The sequence below is a fragment of the Lactococcus sp. LG606 genome (assembly GCF_017309645.1).
In the GTDB taxonomy this organism is placed as follows: domain Bacteria; phylum Bacillota; class Bacilli; order Lactobacillales; family Streptococcaceae; genus Lactococcus; species Lactococcus petauri.
On sequence record NZ_CP071301.1, the window covers coordinates 1,179,228 to 1,205,246 of the forward strand.

The following is a 26,019-nucleotide window of genomic DNA, read 5'->3' on the forward strand; positions in this document are numbered from 1 at the left end:
CTTATAAGTTACATTTTGTCCAAAATTTCATGGATGATCTCATGCGAATCTAGAACATTTGTTTGTTTCATCTGTTTCATAAGTTCATCTCTATTATGACCATCAAAATGAGTTACTGCTTCAACCATGTCAAAAACCAAACTTTCAAAACCACGATTATATGTGGCACTTTGCCAACCATTAATTCCGATTTTTTGCTTGTCTAATCCAGTAAGGATTTCTAACTCCGTAAGTTCTGATAGACGATAGGTTCCACTGCTTGCTTCGACCGTAAATTCCTCAGAAAAAGCGCCTGAAGTCAAGTTCATGCTGGCAATACCCATACAAGATTGCGTTCTCAGTGTGACTATCACACGTGAAAGTTTTTTGTCCGGCGTCATCGCTAATTGATAACTGTAACGTTCAATCTCGTCATCAAGCAAGTAAATCAACGTATCCAAAGGATGGATAAAAATATCATACAAACTAAATTGTACTTCGTCGGCATTATTTGCTAAATTTTTACTTACCTTGATAAAGTTTTTTTGATTGACCTCTTTAAGTTTGTCTGTCATTGGGGCAAAACGACGATTAAAACCGATAACAAAGAGGACATTATTCTCCTCAGCCAAGCGATGAAGTTCTTGGACCTCATCAAAGTTTTCGGAAATCGGCTTATCCATCATGACATGTGTGCCTGCACTCAAATAGCGTTTTGCAAGCTCAAAATGTTGAGCCGTGGCTGCATGGATGACGACCATATCACAAGTTTCCAACGCGCCTAAATCCGTTGTCGCATATTCAAACTTGTATTTTTTTCGAATCTCTTCAGCTTTTTCCCATGTTCGCGAATGCAAAATAAAACGATGCTCGGCTTGCATTTTTGCATAAACGGGCAGATAGGCCTTACCTGCGATATTTGATGTTGCACCAATTATTCCAATAATCATATAGTCTCTCTAACTGTCTTTTGAATAAATGACGATAAGTTTGCCTTGAGCAATTTTTAAATCCATCGTCTCACTGATAAAAGCATTACTTGCGTAGATGTCCGCAAAGTTATCCTCAGCTTTAAGTGGATATTTTGCGTTTTTAATCTCTAAACTTCTTTTTGTGCCGACCTGAACAATGCCCAAATATGGATAGCCTTCAATCTTTCGAATGGTGTGCTGCCCTTGAGTCAGATATTTTACAAAATTTTGCTTGTCCTTCAAAGAAATCCTTTCAGGACAGTCAAAATTCAGAGGCAGGTACACATTGGTCAAATGATGGTCAAGCCTTCCACCAAGGGCACCAATAATCATGATTTCTGCATCTGGAAAACGCGAAAGCACCTGATCTAAACCAGCTTCTAAATCCGTCTGATCCTTCTCTGCCGGAAGTTTAAAAAGTTCATGAGCAGCTTCTGATATTTTGCCGAATTCTTCCATACTTACAGAGTCAAAATCACCAACCGCTAAGTCTATATTTTGATGGTCTTCAAGTAAAAATAAAGCTCCACGATCAATACCGACATAATAATCATAGCTTTCTTCAGGTATGCTTGCTGGCCGTCCTGCGTGAATAAGTACTCTCATCGCTCGTCCCCGCTGCCCGCTATTTTTCCTCTCAGCTGACGACTTTCCAGTTTATTTAAGTTGGCTTGAGCGACTTGTTCCAAATCAAGCCCCAGATAGCGCGCACAGGTTGCCACATGCCATAAGACATCGCCTAATTCTTTTCCCAAAGCATTTTTATCATCATCTTTAATAATGCCATCCTGATCACGGATGATTTTTTTTATCTTATCCGCAACTTCTCCTGATTCCCCCGCTAAACCGAGTACCTTATCTAAAAAAGCAAAATTTACCTGCTCAATATCCGCTAGAGGACCATTGACATCAAATTTTATTATTTCCTTTTGATAATCCTTAAGTTCCATAGATAAGGTTCCTCCTTTAATTCTCCCTCTTATTATATCAAAAACTCCACTGAAAAAGGATGTTTCACCCCTTGGTTTTATACAAAAAAGCCCTCAAGTAACTTGAGAACTTTTATTTAAGCTTTAAGGGCGAATACGTCCAAGCATACGTGGGAATGGAATAGCTTCACGGATATGTTGGTTACCTGTAATAAAGGTTACCGCACGTTCCAAGCCAAGTCCAAAACCAGAATGTGGCACAGAACCGAATTTACGTAAGTCAAGGTACCAGCTGTACTCTTCTTCTGAAAGCCCGAATTCTTTTACTTTTTCAACCAAGTAATCATAATCTGTCGCACGTTCTGAACCACCAATGATTTCACCATATCCTTCTGGCGCGATAAGATCGGCACAAATCACAACATCTTCACGTGTTGGATGTGGTTTCATGTAGAAAGCTTTAATCGCTTTAGGGTAGTTGACGATAAATGTTGGCACACCATAGTAGTTAGAAACAAATGTTTCATGTGGTGAACCAAAGTCATCACCCCACTCGATATGATCATAATCATTATTTGCTTCTTCTTTTTGAAGAAGTTCAATCGCATCATCGTAAGTGACACGTTTGAATGGTTCATTGACATATTTTTCCAATAAATCAATGTCACGTTCCAAACTTTCTAAAGCATAACGTTGATTTTCCAAGACTGATTTGATCAAATGTTTGACATAAGCTTCTTGAATATCCAAAGATTCTTCATGAGTTGTGAAGGCCATTTCTGGCTCAATCATCCAGAATTCTGTCAAATGACGGCGCGTTTTTGATTTTTCAGCACGGAAAGTTGGACCAAAGGTAAAGACTTTGCCAAATGCCATCGCACCCGCTTCTGCATAGAGCTGACCAGTTTGTGACAAGTAAGCAGGCTGTCCAAAGTAATCTGTCTCAAAGAGTTCTGTTGTTCCTTCAGGCGCTGAACCTGTCAAGATTGGACTATCAATTTTAACAAAGCCATTGGCATTGTAAAACTCATATGTTGCACGAATAATTTCGTTACGTACAAGCATGATAGCATGTTGCTTGCGGCTACGTAGCCACAAGTGACGGTTATCCATCAAGAAATCTGTACCATGCTCTTTTGGTGTGATAGGATAATCCACAGATCCACCAACGACTTCAAGGTCTGTGACATCAAGCTCGTAACCAAATTTTGAACGTGAATCTTCTTTTACAATCCCTGTTACGATTACTGATGTTTCTTGAGCCAAGTGTTTGATTTCAGTGAATTTTTCTAGTCCTGCTTCTTCACCAAATTTTTCAATCATGTTTGGTTTGAAAACGACAGCTTGGAAATAAGCTGTACCATCACGGAGTTGGAGAAATTGCAATTTTCCTTTTCCTGATTTGTCTGCAACCCAAGCGCCAATTTTAATTTCTTCTCCGACGTGGTCTTTCACATCGATGATTGATACTAAGTCTTTCATAAATAATTCCTTCTCTTTTATTAATATAAATCTTTGTCTATAAATTTCTCTAACCAGATTTCTTTCAAAGTTTTCAAATCTTCTTTAAAAGCTTTTGGTGTCTGTAATTCATCTTTTTTAAGCTCTTCCAACACCATGAGCTCAAAGTCATCAGACTTCCAATCTTTTTCAATGGCTAGGGGAACACCAATACCTGTTTTTCGTGAAAATTCAAAGCGATTTTTCAAACCAGGTAAATCTGGTGCTATATCAAGATAAAACTTGTTTTTTGAAATATTTTTATAAGCTACAACAGCACCAAGCTTTTCTTGGAGCTTATAAGCTGATTTTGCTTCTTTTTTATCTATCATGCGACTCTTCCATCCAAATCTGAAGACGTTTTACTGCTTCTGTCAAACTCTCAAGGTCAGTGGCATAACTCAACCTCACATGTACGGGTGACCCAAATCCTTCCCCCGTCACCAGAGCCACTCCAGTTTCTTCAAGAATCGCTGTCGCAAAATCCGTAACATTGTCATACCCTTTCAGTGCCATTGCTTTCTCAACTTTAGGAAAGAGATAGAATGCACCATTAGGCTTAATAGCCTCAAAGCCAGGTATTTGATTGATCATAGGATGTATCAAGTTTAGCCTTGATTCAAATGCTGTACGCATTTTTTCGACTGCCGCTTCATCAGAATTAAAAGCTTCAATGGCTGCATATTGAGCAACTGTACTTGGGTTTGAGGTCGTTTGACCTGCAATCTTCGTCATTGCTGCAATAATTTCGCTATCACCAACTGCAAGTCCAATGCGCCAACCGGTCATCGCAAAGGTTTTCGATACACCATTAATGACAATCGTGCGTTGACGAATCTCCTCTGATAAGGATGAAATAGCTGTAAACTCGCTTTTATTATAAACCAATCGGTGATAAATATCGTCTGCTAAGATTAACAAATCATTAGCAACAGCCCAATTTCCCAAGGCCAGTAATTCTTCTTTTGAATAAATCATTCCTGTTGGATTGGATGGACTATTTAATAAAAGCACCTTCGTCTTTTCGGTTTTTACTGCCTCAAGTTGTTCAACTGTGATTTTAAAGTCATTTTCTTGAAAAGTCGAAACGACAACAGGTTGACCTCCTGACATTTTGACTTGATCCACATAGCTCACCCAATACGGGGCTGGGATGATGACTTCATCTCCTTTATCTAAAACACTTTGGAAGAAGGCATAAAGCGCAAATTTAGCACCCGTGGTAACTAAAATTTCCTTATCTTCAATGGCGTAACCATAATATTTATCCCAATAATTACGCACAGCACTTTTCAACTCAGGTAAGCCAGAAGCTTGGGTATAGAAACTTGCCTTGCCTGAATGAATAGAATCAATAGCTGCTTCACCGATTAATTCTGGGGTAGAAAAATCTGGCTGCCCTAAAGTTAAATCAATAATGTTTTTTCCTTGGCTTGCGAGATCTTTAGCACGCTTCGCGGCAGCTAGTGTCACAGACTCTTCAATATTTAAAACAAAATCAGATAGTTTTTTCATAAATTACAACAGCTCCTTACCCGTTTTGAAATCATAAAGTTTAAAACCTTCACGACTATTTACCTGCCATACTGGCTGATTTTTATAAAGGGCCAAGACAATAGATGTCGTATTATCCGCCTGAAGCGTTTCGGGCTTAACACCTGTTGCCATGTCAATAACTGTTAAATTCCCCCCTTTTTCAGGGATTAAAACACCTATCTCTTTGCCTTTTTCAGTTTTGCCAAGTAAAGAATAATCTGTGCTATCTGTAGTTGCAATGTCAAAAGCTGTTGGAGTTTTCAGCTCAGTTTTATCCTTTGCTATAGCAATTGCAGCGCTTCTTGCTGTATTATAAGGGCTGATTGCTCTCCAGATAAAGAGGCTTATCGCAATAAAACCTGCCAGAATTACCGTTAAAATACCGATAATAATCTGTGTATGCAGAGTCATTCGTCTTCTTCTCATAGCCTACCTTTCTGTCCTTTAGATAATCTATTTAATTATAGCAAAAAAGCAACGAAATTGCTTCTCTACAAAGGTCTTCTACCAGAAAAAGTTAAATCCATAATTTTCCGTAATCTTGTCATTGAAGAAATTCGGTGTCTTTTCTTAACTTCTTCTTGGACTTATCTGTATCGGGTATCACTTCACATCAAGAATTCAATAATTTTTTCTACTAATTCACTATTTTCAAGTGTTTTAAGCGGCGCAGTTTGCGCAAGATTTTTACGCATTCTTTTCGCATAAGATTTTCCTGCTAATCGATTGTCAAGAATCACAACTTTGGAATACTGATTATGGCGCCGATTGACACGTCCAAGTGCTTGCTGCAACTTCAAAGTTGCCATAGGGACATTAAAATCGTAAAAAGGATTATTAAAACGTTTTGCATACTTTTTCGTTAAAATATCATCTGGCGTAGCAAAGGGCAGACGAGGAATCATCAAAACAAGATGATCTTGCTTCTCAAAATCCACACCCTCCCAGAAGGAAGATAAGCCCAGAAGAATCTGCCCTTCTCCTTTATCAAATTTTTTCTTGATTTGTGCAGCAGTCCCATTAATATCTTGAGCCAATACACCCCAACCTTCAGCGGACAGTTGTTCTGCTACAAAAGTTAAGGACACTTTTGCTGTAAAGAGAACGACAACTTGAGCACCCAGCTCAGCAACCTCGGAAACTCTATCCGCAACATAATGCGCGTAAGCCATAACACCTGTATTTTTGATATGCGGCCCATCAGACACGATAAATATTTCTTGGTTATCGGCGGGATGGCTGTCAAATTTGAAGAAACGATAGTCCTTAAATCCCAAAAGTTCTGGGAAAATAGGTTTGTCTTCTATCAGAGATAAGGTTGCTCCCAGCATATATATTTTAGTTCCTGAAGGTACCAGTTTTTCAAAATTATAAAAATCCGTACTTGAAGCGTGAACCATATCTCCCTCGCGCCAAATAAAGTTCTGCTCTGGATGTTCAAAAATTTCAGCCAGTTCTTTTAAACCAAGCTCTCTCGCATCAAGAGCGATTTTCTCACTGTCCAGATTTTTATTTTTGAGCTGAAATGTCAAACTTTCCACAAGGCGTTTATTTAAATGTGAATTTTCTATATCGACGGTTTCCAATTGCTCCGAAATTTTGACTGATTTCTGATTGGCTCTTTCCAGTGTAGTGAAAAGTTGCTGTGCTTCATCCACAACTAATACCCGATTCTGCAAGAAAGTCTCAGGATAATCTGCAAGACGTTCAATTAGGTAAGCATGATTGACAACTTTGACTTGCGAAATTTCAGCTCGGCGTTGTGCTTTCAGCCAGAAGTCCTGTTCATAATGCAGTTGTTTATTGTTAACATAGCCATCATGCGCAATCTGAGCAAAGTACTCCTCATTGGTCATCACTTTGGAGAGCTCGTCTAGCTCCCCTGTAAGTGTCTCCGTCAACCAAACCAAGATTTTCATCTTGAAAATTTCGAAATTTTTTCCTTCAGTATTTGCCAACAAAAGCCGTGAAAATTTTTCTAAAGAAATATAATTCTTCGTTCCTAAAAGCTTAGAGAAATTCACTCCAAATTTTTCTTTAAGAATCGGTGCCACACCATGAATCATCTGATTTTGTAGAACTTTTGTCGGGGTTGATACAACAATTTCCCGTCCTTCTGCAAGCAAAGGTAAAAGATAAGCATATGTCTTCCCGATGCCAGTGGGGGCTTCAATGAAAGAAGGGCGACTTTGTGTAAGTTCTTCTTTTATTTTTTCGGCAATCTTTTCTTGATTTTTCCGGACTTTAAGACCCAAACGAGAGATATTTTTAGCAAAAGAATTGGCAAGGGGCTGTCTGTTTTCTTTAACTTTTTCTCTACGGGTAGCAATATTATGAACTACATAAAGATGTTCAACGTTGAGTGATGTATAGGGCAGTTGCTCTTTTAAGAATTCTTTCGTCTCATAGAGTAAGCTGTCCGAATGGCGAATAATCTCCTCTAAAACAGCACGTGGAAGCTCTCGAATCTTATCTTGCATCTTAAGCAGTAACTCTGCTGTAGCTAAAGCATCTGATAAAGCAGCGTGAGGCTGATCGTGACGTAAGTCTAGTCGCTCACTAAGAGCTTCCATTCCATACTTTTCAAAGCTAGGAAAAAGAACTCGTGCCAACTCAACGGTATCTACGCGCGGTAACTCCAAATCCAAGCCTAAAGGAAAAAGACTTTTCATTAATAAAGAGTAATCAAAACGTGCATTGTGAGCTACAAAGATGGTACCTTCCAATTTTTGGCGCACTTCTTCTGCAACTTCTGAAAAGTCTGGTGCTTTTGACAAGCGACGGTCAGACAAGCCTGTAAGGTTAGCAATTCTCGGCAAAAGCGACTCATGTGGGTTGACATCTGTCGTATAAGTGTCTACCACTTCTCCACCCTCGACTAGCACAATACCTATTTGGATAATTTTATTCTGCGAGCTGTGCGCATCGGTGGCTTCTAAGTCCACCACAGCATATCGAGTCATTTTTTTACCTTTCAACTTCTATTTATTTTTATAAGGCTTTGCTTTACTTGGCCATTTAAAAATAGATCTTTATAATTATACCAAATTAGACGCAATGAGGACAGCACATAGTTGTGCTTCTCAACATACAGCAACTTTGCCCCGCCACTTGATTCGTCAAAAACATGATTTTGCAGTAAGAAGACTGTGAAAATATCGCAAAGTACACTGGTATATGCATTTGCCTTGACACCTCGTGTTTGATTAAGCGCCTCCTGCGCTAAAACTAGACTCCAAAAATAGTTTTTCTTTTACAAATGCTTCAAATTAGAGTAAAATTAGAGTATAGTAAAAAAAAGAAAAGGAGTCCCACTATGCTCGATAATTACAAAAAAATCCTCGTTGGTCTTGACGGTTCTGTAGAATCAACAAAAGCCTTTGATAAAGCTGTTGCCACTGCTCTTCGTAACGATGCCGAATTAGTCATCGCTAACGTCATTGACTTGCGTGCATTTCAGTCTATCTCTGCTTATGATTCTGTCGTAGCTGATGATACACATAAAGGTGCTGAAAACCTCATTAATGACTTTGCAACTGAAGCGAAAAACGCTGGTGTAAAAACAGTAACTACTCGTGTCGAATTCGGCTCACCAAAAGTTATGTTGGGACAAACACTTCCAAAAGAAGAAAACATTGACCTTATCGTTCTTGGTGCAACTGGTTTGAGCTACATTGAACGTATCTTTATCGGTTCTGTTGCTGACTATATCATTAAAAATGCACCATGTGATACCCTTGTCGTCCGTAAATAATTGTTATATTTCGCCCTCTCGTTGAGAGGGTTTTTATTAAGAAAAAGCACCGCAAAAGCTGCGGTGCTTTTATTTTTCAATCTTTGTCCGGAGTTTCTCAAGGATTAGTTTGTTTATCCCTTTAGGATTTTGAGCCTTCAACATAGCGTATGCATAGCTGAAACTGAAAGGTTTGGGCGCATAAGCGATATAACGCGCTTGCCAATCACTTGGATTCCATTTTTTCTTGGCTTGATAAAGCCCTTTGAAGCCATAGACACCATTCATATTTTCATAAATAAACTGGAAGAGCTGTGTTGTAACTTTGCTACTGTCCTCGTCATCTTGAATATTTGCCAAAGGGCAGAGACCGAGATTCCCCCAAGTCACTCCCTCCTCGCGCATTGTTTCAAAGGCTTGGAGAAGACACACTTCCATAGAACCATTAGGTACTTGCGCACGGCGGCGCGTAACATCAGCCATATAACCTCTTTCCTCGCCTTCAGCATAAGGAACAAAAATTACAAAAGCCAACATGTTTCCCGCTTCATCACGGCTGTAAAAATAACGGCGACCGAGAGGATTTTCTAAAGCCAATCCTCCTAACATAAAGCCAAGCTCGGGGCCTTTGGAGCCAAACCATTCGTCTGAGATTTCTTGAAGTTCATTTTCAATTTTTATATCTCGTTTTGCGTTTGGCTTGTATTCTTCAACAGTAATTCCTAAGCGGCGCGCGTGATTGATATTGGCACGAACCTTTGCTGTTTTCTTTCCTTTAAGGTTAAAGTCTTCTAAACGCAAACAGGCATCTTCACCAATCTTAATCATCGAAAAACCATAAGACTCATAAGCAGTGCGCATCGTTTCTGTAATGTCCATAAACAAGATTTTCCATCCATTACGACGAGAAAAGTGAACCAGTTCTCCCATAAAACGAGCAGCATCTTTAGGGTCACAAACGATATCCCCACAACCAACGAGTACATTGTTTACGACGGTATACGCCAACATCCCCTCAACAGTAACACTGAAGAAATAAGATTTTTGACCATCGATAGTCATATAAGCCATCGGATTTTGACCATATTTTTCAACAAGTGCGATTGCTTTTTCTTTTTCACGCCCGCTCAATATCGGGTAATATACCAACGGTTTTAAGATATAATAGAGTGCCAACATCACACAAATCCAAGTGATGATAATCAGGCCAACCATATAAAAACCATATACATGAGAATTGAAATGCGCTTGCCGAATGTCCATTGTAAAAAGAAAATGCAAGGATTGCTTAAAGATAGAATAGACATCTGGATTTCCTAAATAATCGCGTTTCAAAAAACTTAAACTCAGTAAGGTGTTAAAGAAAGCCAAAACAAGTGGGATGAAACCGAGAAACACTGCCTTTTTTGCATAATTACGGTCCATTGTTCGACTAAAATCACGATAAGTAAGTCCGAGAACAACCAGAATGATAAGTGAAAGGAGTGAACCAATACTAAAAAACCTTTGAGTAGAAATAAAGTTCAAGCGCAGAATGACAAATTGAACGACGATCGTAATAATCCAAGCTGACCTTACCCGTCGGTAGAGATTGAGAGAGACCAAAAGGCCCAAAAGCCCTAAAGCAAAGCCTAAAATATAATGCGGCATGAAACTATAGGAAGGAAAATACTCTCTCAAAACAGGTGATCGATGCAAATAAAAAGCTAAAATTGCTCCAATATCAATCACTACGGACAGGAAGATTGCTAAATTTTGTGCAAAAATACGTAATCTATACATGAATAACTGTTCCTTTATGATAACTTGTAATTGTTAAACGATCACAGCATGTCCTTTTTGCGTAAAGCCCAAACGACAATGCCACAAAATATAAGCGTTAACCCTAAGATGGCCCACATGACCCAACTAATTTCCTGGCCAGGTATGGGGACATTCATTCCATAAAAACCGACAACAACACCTGGAATACCCAAAACAAAGGTTGCTGAAGTCATGATTTTCATGACAATATTCAAGTTGTTGGACACAATATTTGAGAATAAATCACGTAGATTTTGTAACAGTTTAAGCTGAATACGTGTTTCCGTGTAGGCCTGATCCGTTTCAATATAGATATCGTAAATTTTATCAGCAAAACCATCTTCATCTTCTTCACGCAGATAATCAATAAATTTCTTCAATACTTCGAGATTATTGTTCAAAGCATCTTCAAAATAAATGAGGCTGGCTTGAATACCAATCATATCAACAATTTGATCATTTTTTGTTGAGTTCTTGATTCCTACCTCAAGACGACGACGACGGAGACGAAATTCCCGTAGATAATCATGGAAGTCATGTGTCATTTGATACATAACCTGATAAATAATTTCATGCTTATAGCGTGTAGAGCTATATTCTCTACCGAATATATGTTCTCCCTTAATGTCATGATTTAAAGCTAAAATGACCGCTTCATTTTTTGTCCAAATCAAAGAATAAGGAAATGTCCCTACCTCGCCATAGCTTGATGAGGCTGGATATTGTAAAAGTATCAGATTATTATCGATATCATCCGTTTCAAAACGGGCGTTTTCATAATCATCGAGAATGCCGCTAAGGTAGTCAAAGGGCAGTTGAAAGTACTCCGAGACACTACCAATTTCTTCGCGCGTCGGATTAAGTACGTATGTAAAATTCCTCATCTCTGCCGTAGAGACTAGCCGATGTTCAGCTGACAATTCATAGTTTTTAATCATAGTTATATTTTAACAGAAAATCTCTTAAATAAACGTCTCAAACGCTGTTTTCTCCCATGATTTTCACCTTACTTTTTTGAAAGCATTTTCTAAACTAATCAAGCCATGAAAAATATGATTTATGCTACAATTAGCTTAAAGTTAAGAATGTTCTGACATAAAATTTATTTTAAGGAGGATTTCATATGTCGACAATGGTTTTCGTCAACTTTCCGGTCTCAGATATTCAGGTTTCCACAGACTTTTATGAAAAGCTTGGGTTCAAAAAGAATCCTGATTTTTCAGACGACTTAGTAAGCTGTATGGTCTGGGATGAAAATTTTTATATCATGTTACTTTCGCATGAGCGCTACCAAACATTCATTGGTGATAAAACAATCGCTGATACACACAAAGTGAGTGGTGCCCTTGCTGCCTTTACTCTTCCAAGTGCGGATGCTGTCAAAGCATTCGGCAAACTTGCCAGTCAAAATGGCGGACAATCCCTTCATTTAGAAAATGGCATCCCTGAGGACGTCATGTATGGTCTTGAAGTTCAAGATCCAGACGGTAACTGCTTAGAGCCTGTATGGATGGCTATGTGAGTTAATACTTTTCCACCAAAAAAGACAGGATTTACATCCTGTCTTTTTTAATTCAAACGACTTAAGTATTCATCTGTAGCTTTAAAGAAAACAACTTTATTATCCATTCGAACAGCACCTAGCTCGTTTGCTTGCGCATCATTTGCCCAAAAGTAAAGATAACTTTCTTTCCCGGAGGTATCAACCGGATTCGGCAGTTCTGTAGATGCTTCGCTGATGAGTGTCTTTTCATTCAAGTCCTTATTCGTTTTACTGATAAGATTGTAACCATTGGTTTGGATATAAGCTTCTGCTTCCGCTGTCTTAGCTACAATTAAATTCTTATAGGCGCTTTGAGGTGGGACAAGATGATAGAGAGAAGAGATAGACTGTTCACTACTACTTGTTGAAGTGGAAGATGGAGTTGTTTTAACTTCAGAGGAACTACTTGAAGAGCTCCTCTCCGTTTTGGACGTCGAGGAACTAGAACTTTCCTTTGCCATCGGTGTAGCAGGTGATTGAGTAATATTAGATATCCCTAAGGCTACTATTGCTCCGAGTAAGAACGAAAACATCCCTACAATAATATACTTTTTCATCTGTTTTTTCTCCTTTATTCTATTATACACAGTTTTTTCATTCCACTCGTCTCATTTGCTCTGAAACACAAAAGAAACTCTTCTTAGCTAAAATTTTGAAAGTGTTGCCTCTGTTTCTATCCTATTTTTTGGTATAATTACTCTAGTTAAGAAAGCTCTCAAAACACATTATGTCTTTGAGAAATGTCTTTCACTGCTTATATACTATCACAAGGAGACAAAATGTGAACTACAGCCATATCAAAATAGGGCAAAGAACAATCAAAACAGCAATTTGTGCAACATTAGCCATTATTATTGCACAATTTTTCCACTTAGAATCTGCGACCAGTGCAGGAATCATTGCCATTCTCTCCATTACGAACACGCAGAAAAGTACCTTACGTTTAGGCTTTATGCGTGTTTTAGGACTTATCATCGCTACTTTACTCGCCTTCATCGTTTTAAATTTATTTAATTTTACACCTTTATCTTTTGGTATTTTCTTACTTTTATTTATTCCCATCTCTGTCGCCACAAATACTAGTGAAGGTATTGTCGTAAACTCCGTTCTTTTTTCCCACTACCTTCTAGCTCAAGAAATAACTTTTCCTCTCGTAGGAAATGAGTTTTCATTAATGTTTATTGGGGTAGGTTTAGCACTTTTGGCAAACATATATATGCCAAGTAATGAAAGATTATTAGAAAACAATCTCAATATTTTAGAAAAGGAATTCAAAAATATTTCAGCACATCTCGTGATTTGTTTAAATCAAAAGCAAGATCTCCAAGATCTTGTTGCTCAGTGTGACAGCCTGCTGGAACTTATCGATGCCAGCAGTAAGATTGCTACTGAAAAATCAGAGAATAATCTTTTAAGAAATAATACATTTTATCAACGTTATTTCGACATGCGCCATATCCAAATTACACTGCTCAAAGATATTATTATGAAACTAGAAGAAATAGATGTGGACAGCACACATATCGCCGAAATTTCTAACATTTTTGAAACTTTGTCACTCACCTATGCTGCACATAATGACGGCAGTGAGCTCTTAAAGAAAATAGAAAATGCTTATTCTCATTATCGTCAGATGGACTTGCCTCAAACACGTGAAGAGTTTGAAAATCGCGCAGGCCTTTTCCAAGTGCTCCAGTTGCTTGAACTACTGATTCAAGAAAAAAATACTTTTGCATTGAATCAGACCAACAATGCTTCCTAAACTGAAAATATAAAAAACCTTGTTGCTCATATGATCCAGCAAGGTTTTTTATATCTGCGTTATTACAAGTTGCGCTCCGACATGATCCTCTAAGATAATGCTCTTACTTCTTCTTTCATAAGTCCTTTCCGCTGCCTCCAGTCTTTCCAAAACTGCTTCATAATATTCTTTTCCAACTTCAATCTCCCAAGCTAAAATACCATTTTTGTGTAGGTTTCGTTTTTTCAAGCTTGTCCCTTCCCAGAGATTTGTCGCAAAGTGATGATGGTAATGATTTTGCGAGTAAAAATGAGCTGTATTACCCACTCGCGCAACTAAATCCGTCTGAAGTATATTAATAAAGAGTGTATCAGCCTGTGCGAGAGAATTTCCTGTGAAATGGAGATGTCCAATACTCATTTTTGCCGGATAACCAAATGTTCCTTCTTTTTTTGTTGCTAAAACAGCCTCAACATCAACAGCAAAGGTTCCCATTTCCACCTGCCCCTCATCATCCCATTTCCAATTTTTCGAATCGCGGTCATGATAGAGCTCTATTCCATTTCCTTCAGGATCACTAAGATAGAAAGACTCACTTACGAGATGGTCCCCCGCTCCTAGCGGGTATTTTGCCTTAATGAGTCGTTCAATAAGTCCAGCTTTTGAGGCACGATCGGGAAAAAGAATAGCATAATGAAAAAGTCCGGTTGTTTTTTCTGTACTAGAAATTCCCCCAAACTCAAGTTTCAAAAAAGGAACTTCTTTTTCTCTGAATGAGTAAGAAAGTGTATCTTCTGTTTCCTCTGCAAGATAAAAGCCTAATAATTCCTCATAAAAATAACGCATGACTTGTCGATTGGAAGCTTTCAAAGTAATAGTTTTAATATTAAAGGGTTGGGTGTACATAATTATTCTCATTTCTTTTGAATTTTACTTCGTTCTTTATATGTTGTTAGTATATCACTTAAAATTCAGAAAGCAAAAGACTTTGTTTACAAACGTAAACAAAGTCTTTTGTCGCTCTAAATTTATTTTGAGACTTCTTTTGCTACAGGAAAGTCTTTGGTCCCAAAGTGCGTAGCAATGGCTCCACCACCATATTTTTGATAGCTTACAGTAGAAAATCCAGCCTTACTAAATAACAAAGCCAAAGCTTTTGCATCAGGAAAATTCTCTGCAGATTTTTGAAGCCATTGGTATTCTCTCAAAGACTTGGCAAAGACCTTACCCAGAAAAGGCATCACTTTTTTAAAGTAAAGTTCAAATGCTTGCTTGTAAATAGGCAAAGTCGGATGAGAAGTTTCAATACACACTACTTTTCCTCCGGGTTTTAAGACACGGAAAATTTCTCGTAGTACTGTGAGATAGTCAGGAGTATTTCTCAAGCCGTAACCAATCGTAACTACATCAAACATTTCCTTTTCAAAAGGAATAGCCATAGCATTTCCTTGAATAAATTCAATGTTGTTGTTGTCTTTCTTATCAAGTTTAGCTTGGGCAACTTTCAACATATTTTCAGAAAAGTCTAAGCCCACGACCTTACCCTTCTGACCCACAGCTTTTGAAAGGTCGAATGTCCAATCCCCAGTACCACAACACAAATCCAAAATAGTCATTCCGGATAAATTTCCCATTTTTTTCATGGTTTTATCCCGCCATAAGTCATGCTGTTTGAAACTTATGATTGCATTCATTTTGTCATAATCAGTGGATATATTATTAAATATTTCGTGTACACGTTCTTCGTTAACCTTATTCATGTACTCATTATAGCATAAGCTAACCTTTACACCATTGCTTCTTGTCTCTCAATTTGCAAACAAAAAAACACTCTTCCTATGTTTAAAAATTAAGCATAGAAGGAATGTTTCTTAAAGCATTAGTTGCTCTCTAAACCTTATTTTTTAAGGTTGTAGAATGCGTTAAGACCTTTGTAAACGGCAACTTCACCCAATTGGTCTTCGATACGAAGCAATTGGTTGTATTTAGCCATACGGTCTGTACGTGAAAGTGAACCAGTTTTGATTTGGCCAGCATTTGTAGCAACGGCGATATCTGAGATTGTTGAATCTTCAGTTTCACCTGAACGGTGAGAAACGATAGCTGTGTAACCAGCTTCTTTAGCCATTTCGATTGCTTCAAATGTTTCAGTCAAAGTACCGATTTGGTTAACTTTGATCAAGATAGCGTTCGCAGCTTCTTCTTTGATACCACGTGCCAAGTAAGAAGTGTTTGTAACGAAGAAGTCGTCACCAACGAGTTGAACTTTGTTACCCAAACGTTCTGTGAGGGCTTTCCAACCATCCCAGTCGTTTTCGTCCATACCATCTTCGATAGTGATGATTGGGTATTTGTTAACCAATTCTTCAAGGTAATCGATTTGTTCTGCAGCAGTACGTTTAGCACCACCTTCACCTTCGAATTTAGCGTAGTTGTAAACGCCGTCTTCGTAGAATTCTGAAGAAGCACAGTCGAAACCGATCATAACGCCGTTTTCGCCAGCTTCGTAGCCAGCAGCTTCGATAGCTTTAAGGATAGTTTCTACACCATCTTCAGTACCTTCGAAACGTGGAGCAAATCCACCTTCGTCACCAACTGAAGTTTCAAGACCACGAGCTTTAAGGATTTTCTTCAATGCGTGGAAGATTTCAGCACCCCAACGAAGCGCTTCTTTGAATGTAGGTGCACCAACTGGTACGATCATGAATTCTTGGAAAGCGATTGGAGCGTCTGAGTGAGAACCACCATTGATGATGTTCATCATTGGAGTTGGCAATACTTTAGCGTTGAATCCGCCAAGGTAGTTGTAAAGTGGAACACCAAGTTCATCAGCAGCTGCACGAGCAACAGCAATAGAAACACCAAGGATAGCGTTAGCGCCCAATTTACCTTTGTTTTCTGTACCGTCAAGAGCGATCATTGCACGGTCGATAGCTTGTTGTTCAGTAACTTCGTAGCCGATGATAGCTTCAGCGATTACGTTGTTTACGTTGTCAACAGCTTTTTGAGTACCAAGACCGAGGTAACGAGATTTGTCACCGTCACGGAGTTCAACAGCTTCGTGTTCACCAGTTGAAGCACCTGAAGGTACCATACCGCGTCCGAATGCACCGTCTTCAGTGTAAACTTCAACTTCGATTGTTGGGTTACCGCGTGAGTCAAGGACTTCGCGAGCATAAACATCAGTAATAATTGACATTTTTATCTCCTTATTGTTTTAAGTGCTTTCTGCACTTTTTAATACACTATGATTTTACTATTTTTCCGCCCTTATTTCAAGTGAAAAACAAGCTAAAAGGCTTTTTATACAAGGTATGCGGTTACATTTCAACTTTTTATTTCTGTGATATTTTTTTTATAAAATATCGTGTCCACCTTCATTCTTGGCATGTGTTCAGGCAGTATTTTTTCATTGATAGATAGAAAGCCATTTTTTTCATAAAAACGATGTGCCGCTTTGAATTGTTCAACAGTTCCAAGATAAATTTCTTTGATATTATCTATGCGACAGTATTCAAACAAATTATCCAAAAGAAGCTGTGCAACAGACTTCCCTCTGTATTCAACATTGACAAACATCTTTTTCAGAACAGCTTGTCGTGCATTAAATTTGACGATACCAAGTGTCCCAACAACTCCCTTCTCTTCATCAACAGCAAGCCAAAATTGGCTGTAATGTGCTTGAATATCTTGCAAGTCGGGTTGATCTGCCAAATCAACAGCAACTCCAAATTCTTCCTTCTGAATAGAAAGTATCAAATCAATAACTGCTTGTTTGTAGGTATCATTGTAAGCGATTAACTTCATAGCCATAGTATAACAGATTACTTTCAATTTTATAAATAAAAAAACTTCCAAAAGGAAGTTTTTAAAATTATTTAGCCAATGCTTTTTTAGCTTCTTCAGCAAGAGCTGTGAAAGCAGCTGCGTCAGCAATAGCGATATCAGCAAGCATTTTACGGTTGATTTCGATTTCAGCCAATTTCAAACCGTGCATCATTTTGCTGTATGAAAGTCCATTCATACGAGCAGCTGCATTGATACGTGCAATCCACAATTTACGGAAGTCGCGTTTCTTTTGACGACGATCGCGGAATGCGTAGTAGTATGAGTTCATTACTTGTTCTTTAGCTGTCTTGAAAAGACGGTGTTTAGAACCGTAGTAACCTTTAGCGAGTTTTAAAATACGTTTACGGCGTTTGCGAGTTGCAACGCTATTTTTAACACGTGCCATGTGTGTTCTCCTTGTTTCTTAGAAAATTTTTATCCTGTCATCGACAGTTAATTTAAATAGTTGATTGATTTCGAGTGAAATCCTATAAGTCTTATGTAATGCTTATGAGTTAATCAGTCGTGAAATGTTACTGGGGAGAGCAATTGCTCTCATGCATAACAGTCCACAGGACTGTTATTAACGCATGTTCGCAACCATACGACGGATACGTTTGAAGTCACCTGCTGAAACCATACGGCCTTTACGGAGTTGACGACGTTGTTTTACAGTTTTACCGTGCATACGGTGTGAAGTGTAAGCGCGGAAGCGTTTAAGACCGCCATTACCAGTACGTTTGAAACGTTTAGCTGATGCGCGGTGAGTTTTTTGTTTTGGCATTTTAATTCTCCTTGGTTAATAATAAGAACTTAGTTCTTTTTGATTGGTGCCAATTGTAAGAACATTTGACGACCATCCATTTTGGCTTTTTGCTCTACTACAGCGATGTCTTTCACTGCTTCAGCAAATTCATCCATTACTTGACGACCCACATCTTGGTGAGTAATCATACGACCTTTAAAGCGAATCGAAACTTTAACTTTGTCTCCTTTTTCAAGGAACTTAGTTGCTTGACGAAGTTTTGTATTGAAGTCATTTTTATCAATGACTGGACTCAAACGAACTTCTTTCAAAGTAACAGTTGCCTGTTTCTTCTTAGCTTCTTTTTGCTTTTTCTTTTGCTCAAACATGAATTTAGTGTAATCCATGATTTTGGCAACTGGTGGTTCTTGATTTGAAATCAAAACCAAATCCATGTTAAGGTCCTCGGCCTGAGTAAGTGCAACAGCTGTAGGTGTAACACCAAGCTGTTCGCCTTCAGCACCGATAAGACGTACTTCGCGTGAACGGATTTGACCGTTCATCAAAGGTTTTCTGTTGTCTTGCTTTGCTATGTCTATTCTCCTTCTAAAAAATTTTTTAGAAAAACAAAAGCGGAACGCATAATGCGCCCCGCTAATGAAAACATTCGTTTTGTGAATAATTCCATTTTGTTGCCCAGGGCTATTACCACTCAGGCGAGAAGCGGGTGCTTCTGCTTTTCAACTTCTCTATTATACCACAAATATTTCTTATGTCAACAATAATTTTGTTTTTTCACTTAATCTTCAAAATTACTTATTTTTTGCATCTTTGTTCATTCTTTTTTTAAATAAGGCTGCACAAAACTTTGCATTTTTTGTTGAATTTGACTATCTGTATAATCTCCAGCTTCTTCACCCCAAAAAGTAAGTGCTGAACCTATAACGTTTTCTGTTGAATTTACTTGTTTTCCACTGTTCAGCTCAAATTTTGAAAAATCCCAATTTGCAACCAAATCGTTAATCGTATAGGCATAACTTTCTGGCTGCCACATCCGCTGACCCGGTAAGAAATAGGTATAATAAGCATTGTAATTTAAAAGCTGGAAACCTGCATCTAAAAGTTCTTGAGCGCTTGCCGTATATTGTCGGCCGGAGCTTGCGCGCTCACCAGTGCTATTAATATCCCAACCACCAATTTGTGACCAATAGGTAATCTGGATATCTTTATTATAGTTCGCAAGATCTGCCTTAGCCACTCGATCATTCCACATCCTTGTAGTATAACCTTGATGTTTTAAAAAATTATCCAAAGTATTCACATAGTTCACTAAGTTCCTATTTGATTCTACGGGCAACCAGTCAATTTCATCAACGCCGATATGAAAACAAGCTTTCGCTTGCCCAGCAAAAAGTGGTGTGTATTCTGCTAACATCTCTTGGACAAAATCAATAGCTTCTACTTTTGTGTAATCAATTAGATTAAACTGTTCTGGCGCTCCATCAGGTAATTTAATAGCCTCATACCGCTTAGGATCATTGATCTTTAAAAGTTCGAGGATAGCTTGCATATGTGCCGGAGCTTCTATCTCTGGAATTAAAACAACGTTCTTTGATCGGGCATAGGAGACCAAATCCATCAGATCATTTTTCGAAAGAAATGGCCGTTTGGTTTGTGTATTCAACCATTGTCCGTCTTGATAAACCGCATTTTTATCTGTTGTTTGACCGACCGTAGCCATCTCCACAGCTAAATTTTGATTATCAGACATGTGTAACTGGAGAAAACTATTAGGATAGTTGCTTAAATTGTCTATGAATTGTTTGATAACTTCTGCTTTATAAAACTTACGGGAAATATCTAAAGCAATTCCTTTTTCTGGTAGTATTTGAGTTAAATTTTTTTCCGCTTTTACTTCTGTTTGATTTATCATCGTCATTAAAAATACAACTATCCCTACTACCGCACATACACTGAAGACTTTTCTATTATTCATAGACACCTTTTCCTTATCCAACTATATAAAAATTATAAAAAAATGAAAATAGAACAACAAAAACCCCAATAAAAAAGCGTCCGAAGACGACTTTTTATTTTGCTTTCAATGCGCTCAAAATTTGTGTACGCATGTCTTCTATACCATCTGCACTGGCTGGAAGGAAGATTGTAGAATTTCCGGCATCAGCAAATTGATTAAGCGTATCAAGGTATTGGTTGGTTAAAAGAATCGACATAATCTGGTCCTCTGTTAAACTTGCCCCGGTATTTTTAATTTCAATAATTTGTTGAGCGAGTCCATCAACAATAGCTTTACGTTGTTCAGCAATACCCACACCACGTAAGCGATCTTTCTCCGCTTCGGCTTCGGCCGAAGTAACGATTTTTATTTTTTCTGCATTAGCAAGCATTTGCGATGCATCTTGTTTACGTTGCGCGGCATTAATTTCATTCATCGATTGCTTAACTTCGGCATCAGGTTCTACACGTGTAATCAATGTTTTAACAATAATATAACCGTATGTTGTCATTTCCTCTGCAACTTGATGCTGTACTTCCAGAGCGATTTCATCTTTTTTCTCGAAAACTTCATCCAAAGTCAACTTAGGCACAGCAGATCGAAGCGCATCCTCAATGTAGGCTTGAATTTGCTCAGAAGGGTTCATCAGTTTATAGTAAGCATCTTTAATATTTTCTTCATTGACACGGTATTGTGTTGCGATATTCATGGTCACAAAAACATTATCTTTTGTTTTTGTTTCAACGGTCATTTCGTTTTGCAAAAGACGAAGTTGAATCCGTGCCGCAACACGATCAATTCCCCAAGGTAATTTCACATGGAAGCCAGCCGAAGAGGTCGTTTGATACTTCCCAAACCGTTCGATGATTGCAACCGTTTGTTGTTTAATAACATAAAACAATGTTCCTGCACTCGCCAAAATGATAATAATAACGAGCACGGTAATAATAAGTGAAACTGTTAACATAAAACTCTCCTTTCTTTTAATTATACTTTAATCTTTAGAATATTCCAATCAAAGTCCTTTAGAAATGTACATGTAGCACTTATTTTGCTCTGCTTGATACAAGAGAGGGTGAATATAACGAATTTTTTCAGCTTGAAGCACCAAATCCTCAAAATTATAGCCCGTCAAACGAATATAGTCCTCATTTTCATCAGCCGTTGTCAAATCTGATAGTTCTTGTGCATCAGTGAATTGACCTTCAAAATTCGCTTTTCTCATAATGATATAATCGCCTTCTTGTTTCAAAACATAATGTGGAAAAATTTGTGCGACTTCATAAATGATTTGAGCCGTCATCTTCAGGGGAAACTCACTGAAGACAACTGCCTCTTCTTGAGCATTGCGGTAGCAAAAACCAAAAGATTTACCTGATAGATTTAAGCGCATAAAGCGGAAATTTTCTGTGCCTTCTTTTCCTTCAAGATGAAAATTTGGCTGGTCTTGAAACATCTCCAAATCACGTGACAACTCAAAGAAATAGTCTGTAGCATCTTGTGGAGAACGTTTTTGATAAAGCTCTGCAAAATAAGCATTGATTACACTTGATGGCGGAGTAACCAACAGCATTTTCTCCTTTTCATCGTCTAAATTTGCTAAACGATTTTCCAAAAAGGCACGATCTTGAGCCATGTAGCCTCCGTATTTCAAACCTAAATCAATATATTCCTTATTTTTCACTTTTTTCCTCCATATTTAAAAATTCTCTTGCACATATTATAGCATTTTCTGGATAATCTTCAGCAAAGACATCATAAAAATTGACATTCATCCGGTTGCGGAACCAAGTCAATTGACGTTTAGCATATCTTCGTGAATTTCTTTTTACAAGTTCTACTGACTCTTCAAGTGAGATTTCTCCTGAGAAATAAGGAAAAAACTCCTTATAGCCAATTCCTTTTGCAGCTTGAACCTCTGGGTATTTTTCAAATAAAGCTTGTGCTTCTTCAAGCAAGCCTTGCTCCAACATACCGTCTACCCGATGATTGATTCGATCATAGAGTGTTGCTCTTTCAGCATTCAGACCGAGGAGACAAAACTCATAGTCAGACACTCGATTTTCACCTGTACCAAAAGCTTCCAGCTCAAGAAAACGCATTGCTCTTCTCCGATTTAGCTCAGGAATATTTTGGGGAACACGCGCAAATAACTCTTCATCAGAAAGTTCCTCTAAGCTTCGCCGCAGCTCCATCATTTCCTCATGATTTTCTTGCCCTCCCAGGTGATAGCCCTCAACAAGACTCTGAATATAAAGTCCCGTTCCACCGACAACAATTGGAAGCTTACCGCGAGAAATAATTTGTTCTATACAAACGGTAGCTTCTTGAACAAAGTCAAAGGCAGAATAATTCTCATTTACATCTCGTACATCAATTAAATGATGCACTGCTGCGGCTTGTTCTTCCAAGCTTGCCTTGGCTGTACCAATATCGAGGCCACGATATACTTGTTGCGAGTCACCTGAAATAATCTCACCATCAAAAACTTGGGCCAGCTGAATTCCCAAAGCTGTTTTACCTACAGCTGTTGGTCCGACCACGACAATTACTTTATTTTTTTTCATATATTATTTTCTATTATTTTTTCTTATTTCTTTTGTCCTGTGTATGAAGATACATTCTTTTATTATAACATTTTTCCGTTTAGTGACTCTTTTACCATATAAAAACCCTCATCTTACACATGAGGATTTCATTTATCGTGTTGCATTATAATAAACATGAGAATTTTCAAGTTGGCCACGTGCTTGTATGAGTTGATTGACTGTGACGAATGTGTAGCCTTGATTTTTTAACTTTTGAATAACTCTTGCTGCTCCATCGACAGATGTATCATAAATATCATGCATGAGGATAATGGAGCCATCATAAACTTCATTCATGACAACTTGTTCAATCTGATCCACATTTTTACTTTCCCAATCTAAAGAATCCACACTCCACTGAATAATCGGAGTTTGTGCTATTTTATTAATTTGAGGTGTTGTGGCACCGTAAGGAGGACGTAAACCTTGAGGACGAATCCCCACTGTCTTCTGCATCAAATCTGAAGTTTTTTTGATTTCATCTTGGGCTTGTTTTGCTGAAAGCTGTGGCAGATTCTCGTGATTATAAGTATGCGATCCCACTTGATTTCCTAAAGCATGTTCCTTTTTAACTAATTCTGGATACAGTTCAAGACGATTTCCGAGTACGAAAAATGTCGCAGGGACATTTGCCTTCTTTAAAATGGAAAGCAAGCGTGGTGTCGTCTGTGGATCTGGTCCATCATCAAAAGTTAAAGCCACTAATTTCTTATGAGCCAGCGCTTTACTTTGCACTTGTTGGGCAGAAGGAATTTTTATTTTCGAGTGTTGCGCTTCTTCTTTTAAATTTCCCACTAGAATCTGCGGTTTGACTATCTCTCCTAACTCACTCAGGGGCACTGAAACTTTCGTATATAAGTTTGTGCTACTGTTGACTTGACCAGGTCTCAAAAAGAAATCCAGGCATTTATTATCCAAGATAAAGGCATTAAAATTTTCCTCCATCGGCTGTAAGCCCTCGCTTAACACCTGCTTAGTTCTCTGGTTTGAATTCTCTTTGAGCTTCACCATTTTCTCATAAATATTTTGTGCGACACTGCTGAGATCTGCCTTGTCCTTAAATAAATCAGTAAGCTGTAATTCCTTATTTTCTTTCAAATTATAAGTTTTAGTGATGACTTGGTTTTCGGCTTGGACACGCGCATTGCTTCTGCGCATCACATTAAATTTGAAACTTACGATATCTGGGGAAAACTCATAAGCTTCAAAGGATTGAAACAACGAACCCTTCTCAGCCGTATCCTTTTCTGGTGTACAGTTTTTAAAAGAAGATAGTTCTTTATTGGAAAATTCTTCCAACTTTTGATTAATCACTTTATTTTTTGTCTTGGGATAATTCATCAAGATATGATAGCCTTGATCTTCCTCCTTCGTTTCAATACCTACTCCTTTAGACGCTGTACTTCGAATATAAGTATTTTCGGAAGTTTTCTTGTTTTCTTTTTCTGTTATTCTTACCAGTAGGCTGGCTGCTCCCAAAACGATCGTAAGCGCGAGTAAGACACTGCCTGCTTTCAGCCATTTCTTCTTCATAATTGCCTCTTTTTCTCCTCTATTATCTCTACTGTTAAGATAACAATAATTTTTGACACTTTCAAATATTTAGTATACTTTCTAGGAAAAGAAGCTTAAAATATTGGGGATAGAGCCTTACAAATGTTATAATAACTTTATAAGTTTATCAAAGTGTAAGATTATTGTAGACTATAAGGAGGAAAGCATGAATAAATATCTTAAAGGCTACCTAATAGGTAAAGCCATTGAAATAACGGTTGCCGGTACTGCGGTAATGGTTGCTAGACATAAAGGATTAATTGATGCGGAAATGCGTCCTACCTTTAAAGAAGACGCTTTTGCTGAAAATCAAAAACGCGCAAAACGCAAACGACTTGCGCGCTAAAACTTACTAAAATTACTTTTGGAGGTCTACCTATGAATAAAAATCTCATCACTGGTTTCGTTGCCGGTAACATTGTCACTCTTGCTGCTTTGTTCACTGCAGGCGCAATCTACAAAAAACGTGTTGTTGACCCGATTGAACACAAATGGGAGTTTGCACAAGAAAGTCGTAAAAAAGCAAATCGTAAACGTATTGCTCATTAATTAAAAAAATGCGTACTACTTAGAGGTAGAACGCATTTTTTATTTGTCAAAATTCTCTTCTTGATCAAGCAAGCTATCACTAAAGGCGGCAACGTCTTTTCCTGTAACATCAAGCACAACTTGATTGCGCTTCACACCGTCTTCAAAAATTGTAAGCAATTCTTCAAAAACCTGAAGATCAGATACACCAATCTTAAAATAGTATCTCTGAATCTCCTTATAAACAATACTATAATCTTTCGGCAGTTTTTTCACTGCATTTTGCAGAGTGTACCACTCTTTTTTTCCTTCGATGATTTCCTTGAGCTTCATTTTATTGCCTCCCTAATTTTTTTGCTACATTTTGATTAAGTTGCTCACGGCATTTGTCTCGGTAGGATTTATTGGGGATAGGTCGCCGTTGGTCGAACAGTTCCGCAACAAAAGCTTCCTTATCTTCACCAATAACAGCCGATACATCTTCATGATCAAATGCTGTTTCTTCAAAAAATTCAAGTAAGCTACTCATGATGGGGATCAGATTTCGCCCTGTCAAATCACTATATCTTTGGATTTCTCCATCAAGCTCTGCCCATATGCGTTGGTAACTCTCCGGCAGACGTTTCACTCTTGCTGAAAAATCTGCCCTTGCCACAGTCATATCTTTTCCTGTTATTCTCTCCCAAAAATTCATCATTTCTCCTTACTTCTTATCTCAGAAAGTTTTTCTGAGATGAAATCCCAACGGAACCAAAAAGCTGCTAGTTCCTCTTTTCCTGCAGTATTCAACTTAAAAGACTTACGTGATGGACCTTTCTCTGAGGCTTTTTTTTCCGTTTCCAGTAAGTTTTGTCGTTCAAGGCGAGAAGTTATCGTGTAAACTGTGCCTTCTGCAACATTTGTAAATCCTAATTCTTTTAATTGCTGTGTGATGGCGTAACCATATGTTTCACCTTGGCTGATGATTTGTAAGACACAACCTTCTAAAACACCTTTGAGCATTTCCGTATTATTTTCCATTACA

Annotated in this window: 31 protein-coding genes and 1 other annotated feature; of the genes, 5 read left to right on the top strand and 26 right to left on the bottom strand. The window is 38.1% G+C overall.

The features are described from left to right. Nucleotides 1-8: 8 nt before the first annotated feature. The 8 genes from J0J35_RS05740 to J0J35_RS05775 all read right to left on the bottom strand — a co-directional run bounded on the left by J0J35_RS05740 (nucleotide 9) and on the right by J0J35_RS05775 (nucleotide 7,878). The gene (locus J0J35_RS05740) at nucleotides 9-929 is read right to left on the bottom strand and encodes a Gfo/Idh/MocA family protein (RefSeq protein ID WP_061414580.1); all 921 of its coding nucleotides are present in this window, start codon (nucleotides 927-929) and stop codon (nucleotides 9-11) included. A gap of 9 nt (nucleotides 930-938) precedes the next feature. Continuing rightward, entirely contained in the window at nucleotides 939-1,556 is a 618-nt protein-coding gene (locus J0J35_RS05745; RefSeq protein ID WP_206916080.1) for a thiamine diphosphokinase, read from the bottom strand. Beyond that, nucleotides 1,553-1,900, bottom strand: a complete 348-nt coding sequence (locus J0J35_RS05750; protein ID WP_003133010.1) for a nucleoside triphosphate pyrophosphohydrolase family protein — start codon at nucleotides 1,898-1,900, stop codon at nucleotides 1,553-1,555. Before J0J35_RS05750 ends, J0J35_RS05745 begins: the two co-directional genes overlap by 4 nt. A gap of 123 nt (nucleotides 1,901-2,023) precedes the next feature. After that, on the bottom strand, nucleotides 2,024-3,361 hold the full coding sequence (gene asnS / locus J0J35_RS05755) for an asparagine--tRNA ligase (protein ID WP_206916083.1): 1,338 nt from the start codon (nucleotides 3,359-3,361) through the stop codon (nucleotides 2,024-2,026). 20 nt (nucleotides 3,362-3,381) lie between these two features. Then, nucleotides 3,382-3,711, bottom strand: coding sequence for a GIY-YIG nuclease family protein (locus tag J0J35_RS05760; RefSeq protein WP_206916086.1), 330 nt, complete (start codon nucleotides 3,709-3,711; stop codon nucleotides 3,382-3,384). Next, nucleotides 3,701-4,894: a pyridoxal phosphate-dependent aminotransferase gene (locus J0J35_RS05765; RefSeq protein ID WP_206916089.1), complete on the bottom strand. Its 1,194-nt coding sequence runs from the start codon at nucleotides 4,892-4,894 to the stop codon at nucleotides 3,701-3,703. Before J0J35_RS05765 ends, J0J35_RS05760 begins: the two co-directional genes overlap by 11 nt. Nucleotides 4,895-4,897: 3 nt before the next feature. After that, entirely contained in the window at nucleotides 4,898-5,341 is a 444-nt protein-coding gene (locus J0J35_RS05770; RefSeq protein ID WP_061414591.1) for a DUF5590 domain-containing protein, read from the bottom strand. A 182-nt stretch (nucleotides 5,342-5,523) separates the two neighbouring features. Continuing rightward, the gene (locus J0J35_RS05775) at nucleotides 5,524-7,878 is read right to left on the bottom strand and encodes a helicase C-terminal domain-containing protein (RefSeq protein WP_206916091.1); all 2,355 of its coding nucleotides are present in this window, start codon (nucleotides 7,876-7,878) and stop codon (nucleotides 5,524-5,526) included. Between the two features lie 353 nt (nucleotides 7,879-8,231). Between J0J35_RS05775 and J0J35_RS05780 the strand changes: the two genes are divergently transcribed. Beyond that, nucleotides 8,232-8,669 carry a universal stress protein gene (locus J0J35_RS05780; protein ID WP_003133021.1) on the top strand — a complete coding sequence of 146 codons (438 nt, stop codon included), beginning with the start codon at nucleotides 8,232-8,234 and terminating at the stop codon, nucleotides 8,667-8,669. A 69-nt stretch (nucleotides 8,670-8,738) separates the two neighbouring features. On the opposite strand, the gene J0J35_RS05785 is transcribed toward J0J35_RS05780, so the two are convergent. Together J0J35_RS05785 and J0J35_RS05790 are read right to left on the bottom strand one after the other, a co-directional pair. Then, nucleotides 8,739-10,430, bottom strand: coding sequence for a bifunctional lysylphosphatidylglycerol flippase/synthetase MprF (locus J0J35_RS05785; protein ID WP_206916092.1), 1,692 nt, complete (start codon nucleotides 10,428-10,430; stop codon nucleotides 8,739-8,741). Between the two features lie 41 nt (nucleotides 10,431-10,471). Further along, nucleotides 10,472-11,389, bottom strand: coding sequence for a magnesium transporter CorA family protein (locus J0J35_RS05790; RefSeq protein ID WP_003133025.1), 918 nt, complete (start codon nucleotides 11,387-11,389; stop codon nucleotides 10,472-10,474). Nucleotides 11,390-11,574: 185 nt separating this feature from the next. Here J0J35_RS05790 and J0J35_RS05795 point away from each other — a divergent pair, with 185 nt between their 5' ends. Continuing rightward, the gene (locus tag J0J35_RS05795) at nucleotides 11,575-11,973 is read left to right on the top strand and encodes a VOC family protein (RefSeq protein ID WP_019294321.1); all 399 of its coding nucleotides are present in this window, start codon (nucleotides 11,575-11,577) and stop codon (nucleotides 11,971-11,973) included. Between the two features lie 47 nt (nucleotides 11,974-12,020). On the opposite strand, the gene J0J35_RS05800 is transcribed toward J0J35_RS05795, so the two are convergent. After that, entirely contained in the window at nucleotides 12,021-12,551 is a 531-nt protein-coding gene (locus tag J0J35_RS05800) for a hypothetical protein (protein ID WP_086583147.1), read from the bottom strand. A gap of 224 nt (nucleotides 12,552-12,775) precedes the next feature. Here J0J35_RS05800 and J0J35_RS05805 point away from each other — a divergent pair, with 224 nt between their 5' ends. After that, the gene (locus J0J35_RS05805; protein ID WP_019294236.1) at nucleotides 12,776-13,756 is read left to right on the top strand and encodes an aromatic acid exporter family protein; all 981 of its coding nucleotides are present in this window, start codon (nucleotides 12,776-12,778) and stop codon (nucleotides 13,754-13,756) included. A gap of 48 nt (nucleotides 13,757-13,804) precedes the next feature. Here the strand turns inward: J0J35_RS05805 and J0J35_RS05810 are convergent, their stop codons facing one another. The 12 genes from J0J35_RS05810 to J0J35_RS05865 all read right to left on the bottom strand — a co-directional run bounded on the left by J0J35_RS05810 (nucleotide 13,805) and on the right by J0J35_RS05865 (nucleotide 24,446). Continuing rightward, the gene (locus tag J0J35_RS05810) at nucleotides 13,805-14,641 is read right to left on the bottom strand and encodes a glyoxalase (protein WP_019294237.1); all 837 of its coding nucleotides are present in this window, start codon (nucleotides 14,639-14,641) and stop codon (nucleotides 13,805-13,807) included. Nucleotides 14,642-14,763: 122 nt separating this feature from the next. Beyond that, nucleotides 14,764-15,495 carry a demethylmenaquinone methyltransferase gene (locus tag J0J35_RS05815; RefSeq protein ID WP_019294238.1) on the bottom strand — a complete coding sequence of 244 codons (732 nt, stop codon included), beginning with the start codon at nucleotides 15,493-15,495 and terminating at the stop codon, nucleotides 14,764-14,766. 137 nt (nucleotides 15,496-15,632) lie between these two features. Then, entirely contained in the window at nucleotides 15,633-16,934 is a 1,302-nt protein-coding gene (eno, locus tag J0J35_RS05820) for a surface-displayed alpha-enolase (RefSeq protein WP_003133057.1), read from the bottom strand. Between the two features lie 128 nt (nucleotides 16,935-17,062). Next, entirely contained in the window at nucleotides 17,063-17,548 is a 486-nt protein-coding gene (locus J0J35_RS05825) for a GNAT family N-acetyltransferase (protein WP_206916094.1), read from the bottom strand. 61 nt (nucleotides 17,549-17,609) lie between these two features. After that, nucleotides 17,610-17,969, bottom strand: coding sequence for a 50S ribosomal protein L20 (gene rplT, locus J0J35_RS05830; RefSeq protein ID WP_003133061.1), 360 nt, complete (start codon nucleotides 17,967-17,969; stop codon nucleotides 17,610-17,612). Nucleotides 17,970-18,146: 177 nt separating this feature from the next. Beyond that, the gene (rpmI, locus tag J0J35_RS05835; protein WP_003133063.1) at nucleotides 18,147-18,347 is read right to left on the bottom strand and encodes a 50S ribosomal protein L35; all 201 of its coding nucleotides are present in this window, start codon (nucleotides 18,345-18,347) and stop codon (nucleotides 18,147-18,149) included. Nucleotides 18,348-18,376: 29 nt separating this feature from the next. Further along, nucleotides 18,377-18,871, bottom strand: a complete 495-nt coding sequence (infC, locus tag J0J35_RS05840) for a translation initiation factor IF-3 (protein ID WP_003136834.1) — start codon at nucleotides 18,869-18,871, stop codon at nucleotides 18,377-18,379. Nucleotides 18,872-18,926: 55 nt separating this feature from the next. Then, nucleotides 18,927-19,053 (bottom strand) — a sequence feature (ribosomal protein L20 leader region). A 90-nt stretch (nucleotides 19,054-19,143) separates the two neighbouring features. Next, nucleotides 19,144-20,304, bottom strand: a complete 1,161-nt coding sequence (locus J0J35_RS05845; protein ID WP_206916097.1) for a family 20 glycosylhydrolase — start codon at nucleotides 20,302-20,304, stop codon at nucleotides 19,144-19,146. A gap of 94 nt (nucleotides 20,305-20,398) precedes the next feature. After that, entirely contained in the window at nucleotides 20,399-21,292 is an 894-nt protein-coding gene (locus tag J0J35_RS05850; RefSeq protein ID WP_017368540.1) for an SPFH domain-containing protein, read from the bottom strand. Between the two features lie 48 nt (nucleotides 21,293-21,340). Then, nucleotides 21,341-22,009: a hypothetical protein gene (locus tag J0J35_RS05855; protein WP_165719931.1), complete on the bottom strand. Its 669-nt coding sequence runs from the start codon at nucleotides 22,007-22,009 to the stop codon at nucleotides 21,341-21,343. After that, nucleotides 21,999-22,892 (bottom strand): tRNA (adenosine(37)-N6)-dimethylallyltransferase MiaA, encoded by an 894-nt coding sequence (miaA, locus tag J0J35_RS05860; RefSeq protein WP_206916098.1) that lies wholly within the window; start codon nucleotides 22,890-22,892, stop codon nucleotides 21,999-22,001. Before miaA ends, J0J35_RS05855 begins: the two co-directional genes overlap by 11 nt. A 132-nt stretch (nucleotides 22,893-23,024) precedes the next feature. Then, a complete protein-coding gene (locus J0J35_RS05865; RefSeq protein ID WP_206916100.1) occupies nucleotides 23,025-24,446 on the bottom strand; it encodes a polysaccharide deacetylase family protein in 1,422 nt (473 codons plus the stop codon). Nucleotides 24,447-24,633: 187 nt separating this feature from the next. On the opposite strand from J0J35_RS05865, the gene J0J35_RS05870 reads away from it, so the two are divergent. Next, nucleotides 24,634-24,813, top strand: a complete 180-nt coding sequence (locus J0J35_RS05870; protein ID WP_117517836.1) for a DUF3042 family protein — start codon at nucleotides 24,634-24,636, stop codon at nucleotides 24,811-24,813. Nucleotides 24,814-24,845: 32 nt separating this feature from the next. After that, on the top strand, nucleotides 24,846-25,016 hold the full coding sequence (locus J0J35_RS05875) for a DUF3042 family protein (protein ID WP_014025228.1): 171 nt from the start codon (nucleotides 24,846-24,848) through the stop codon (nucleotides 25,014-25,016). Nucleotides 25,017-25,055: 39 nt separating this feature from the next. On the opposite strand, the gene J0J35_RS05880 is transcribed toward J0J35_RS05875, so the two are convergent. Genes J0J35_RS05880 through J0J35_RS05890 form a run of 3 tightly spaced genes read right to left on the bottom strand, consistent with a single transcriptional unit; the run spans nucleotide 25,056 to nucleotide 26,015 of the window. After that, entirely contained in the window at nucleotides 25,056-25,328 is a 273-nt protein-coding gene (locus J0J35_RS05880) for a DUF1048 domain-containing protein (protein WP_019294245.1), read from the bottom strand. Between the two features lies 1 nt (nucleotide 25,329). Then, nucleotides 25,330-25,689 (bottom strand): DUF1048 domain-containing protein, encoded by a 360-nt coding sequence (locus tag J0J35_RS05885; protein WP_061414632.1) that lies wholly within the window; start codon nucleotides 25,687-25,689, stop codon nucleotides 25,330-25,332. Then, complete coding sequence (locus J0J35_RS05890; RefSeq protein WP_206887760.1) at nucleotides 25,689-26,015, bottom strand: PadR family transcriptional regulator; 327 nt, start codon at nucleotides 26,013-26,015, stop codon at nucleotides 25,689-25,691. The genes J0J35_RS05885 and J0J35_RS05890 overlap by 1 nt, the downstream gene beginning before the upstream one ends. Nucleotides 26,016-26,019: the final 4 nt, after the last annotated feature.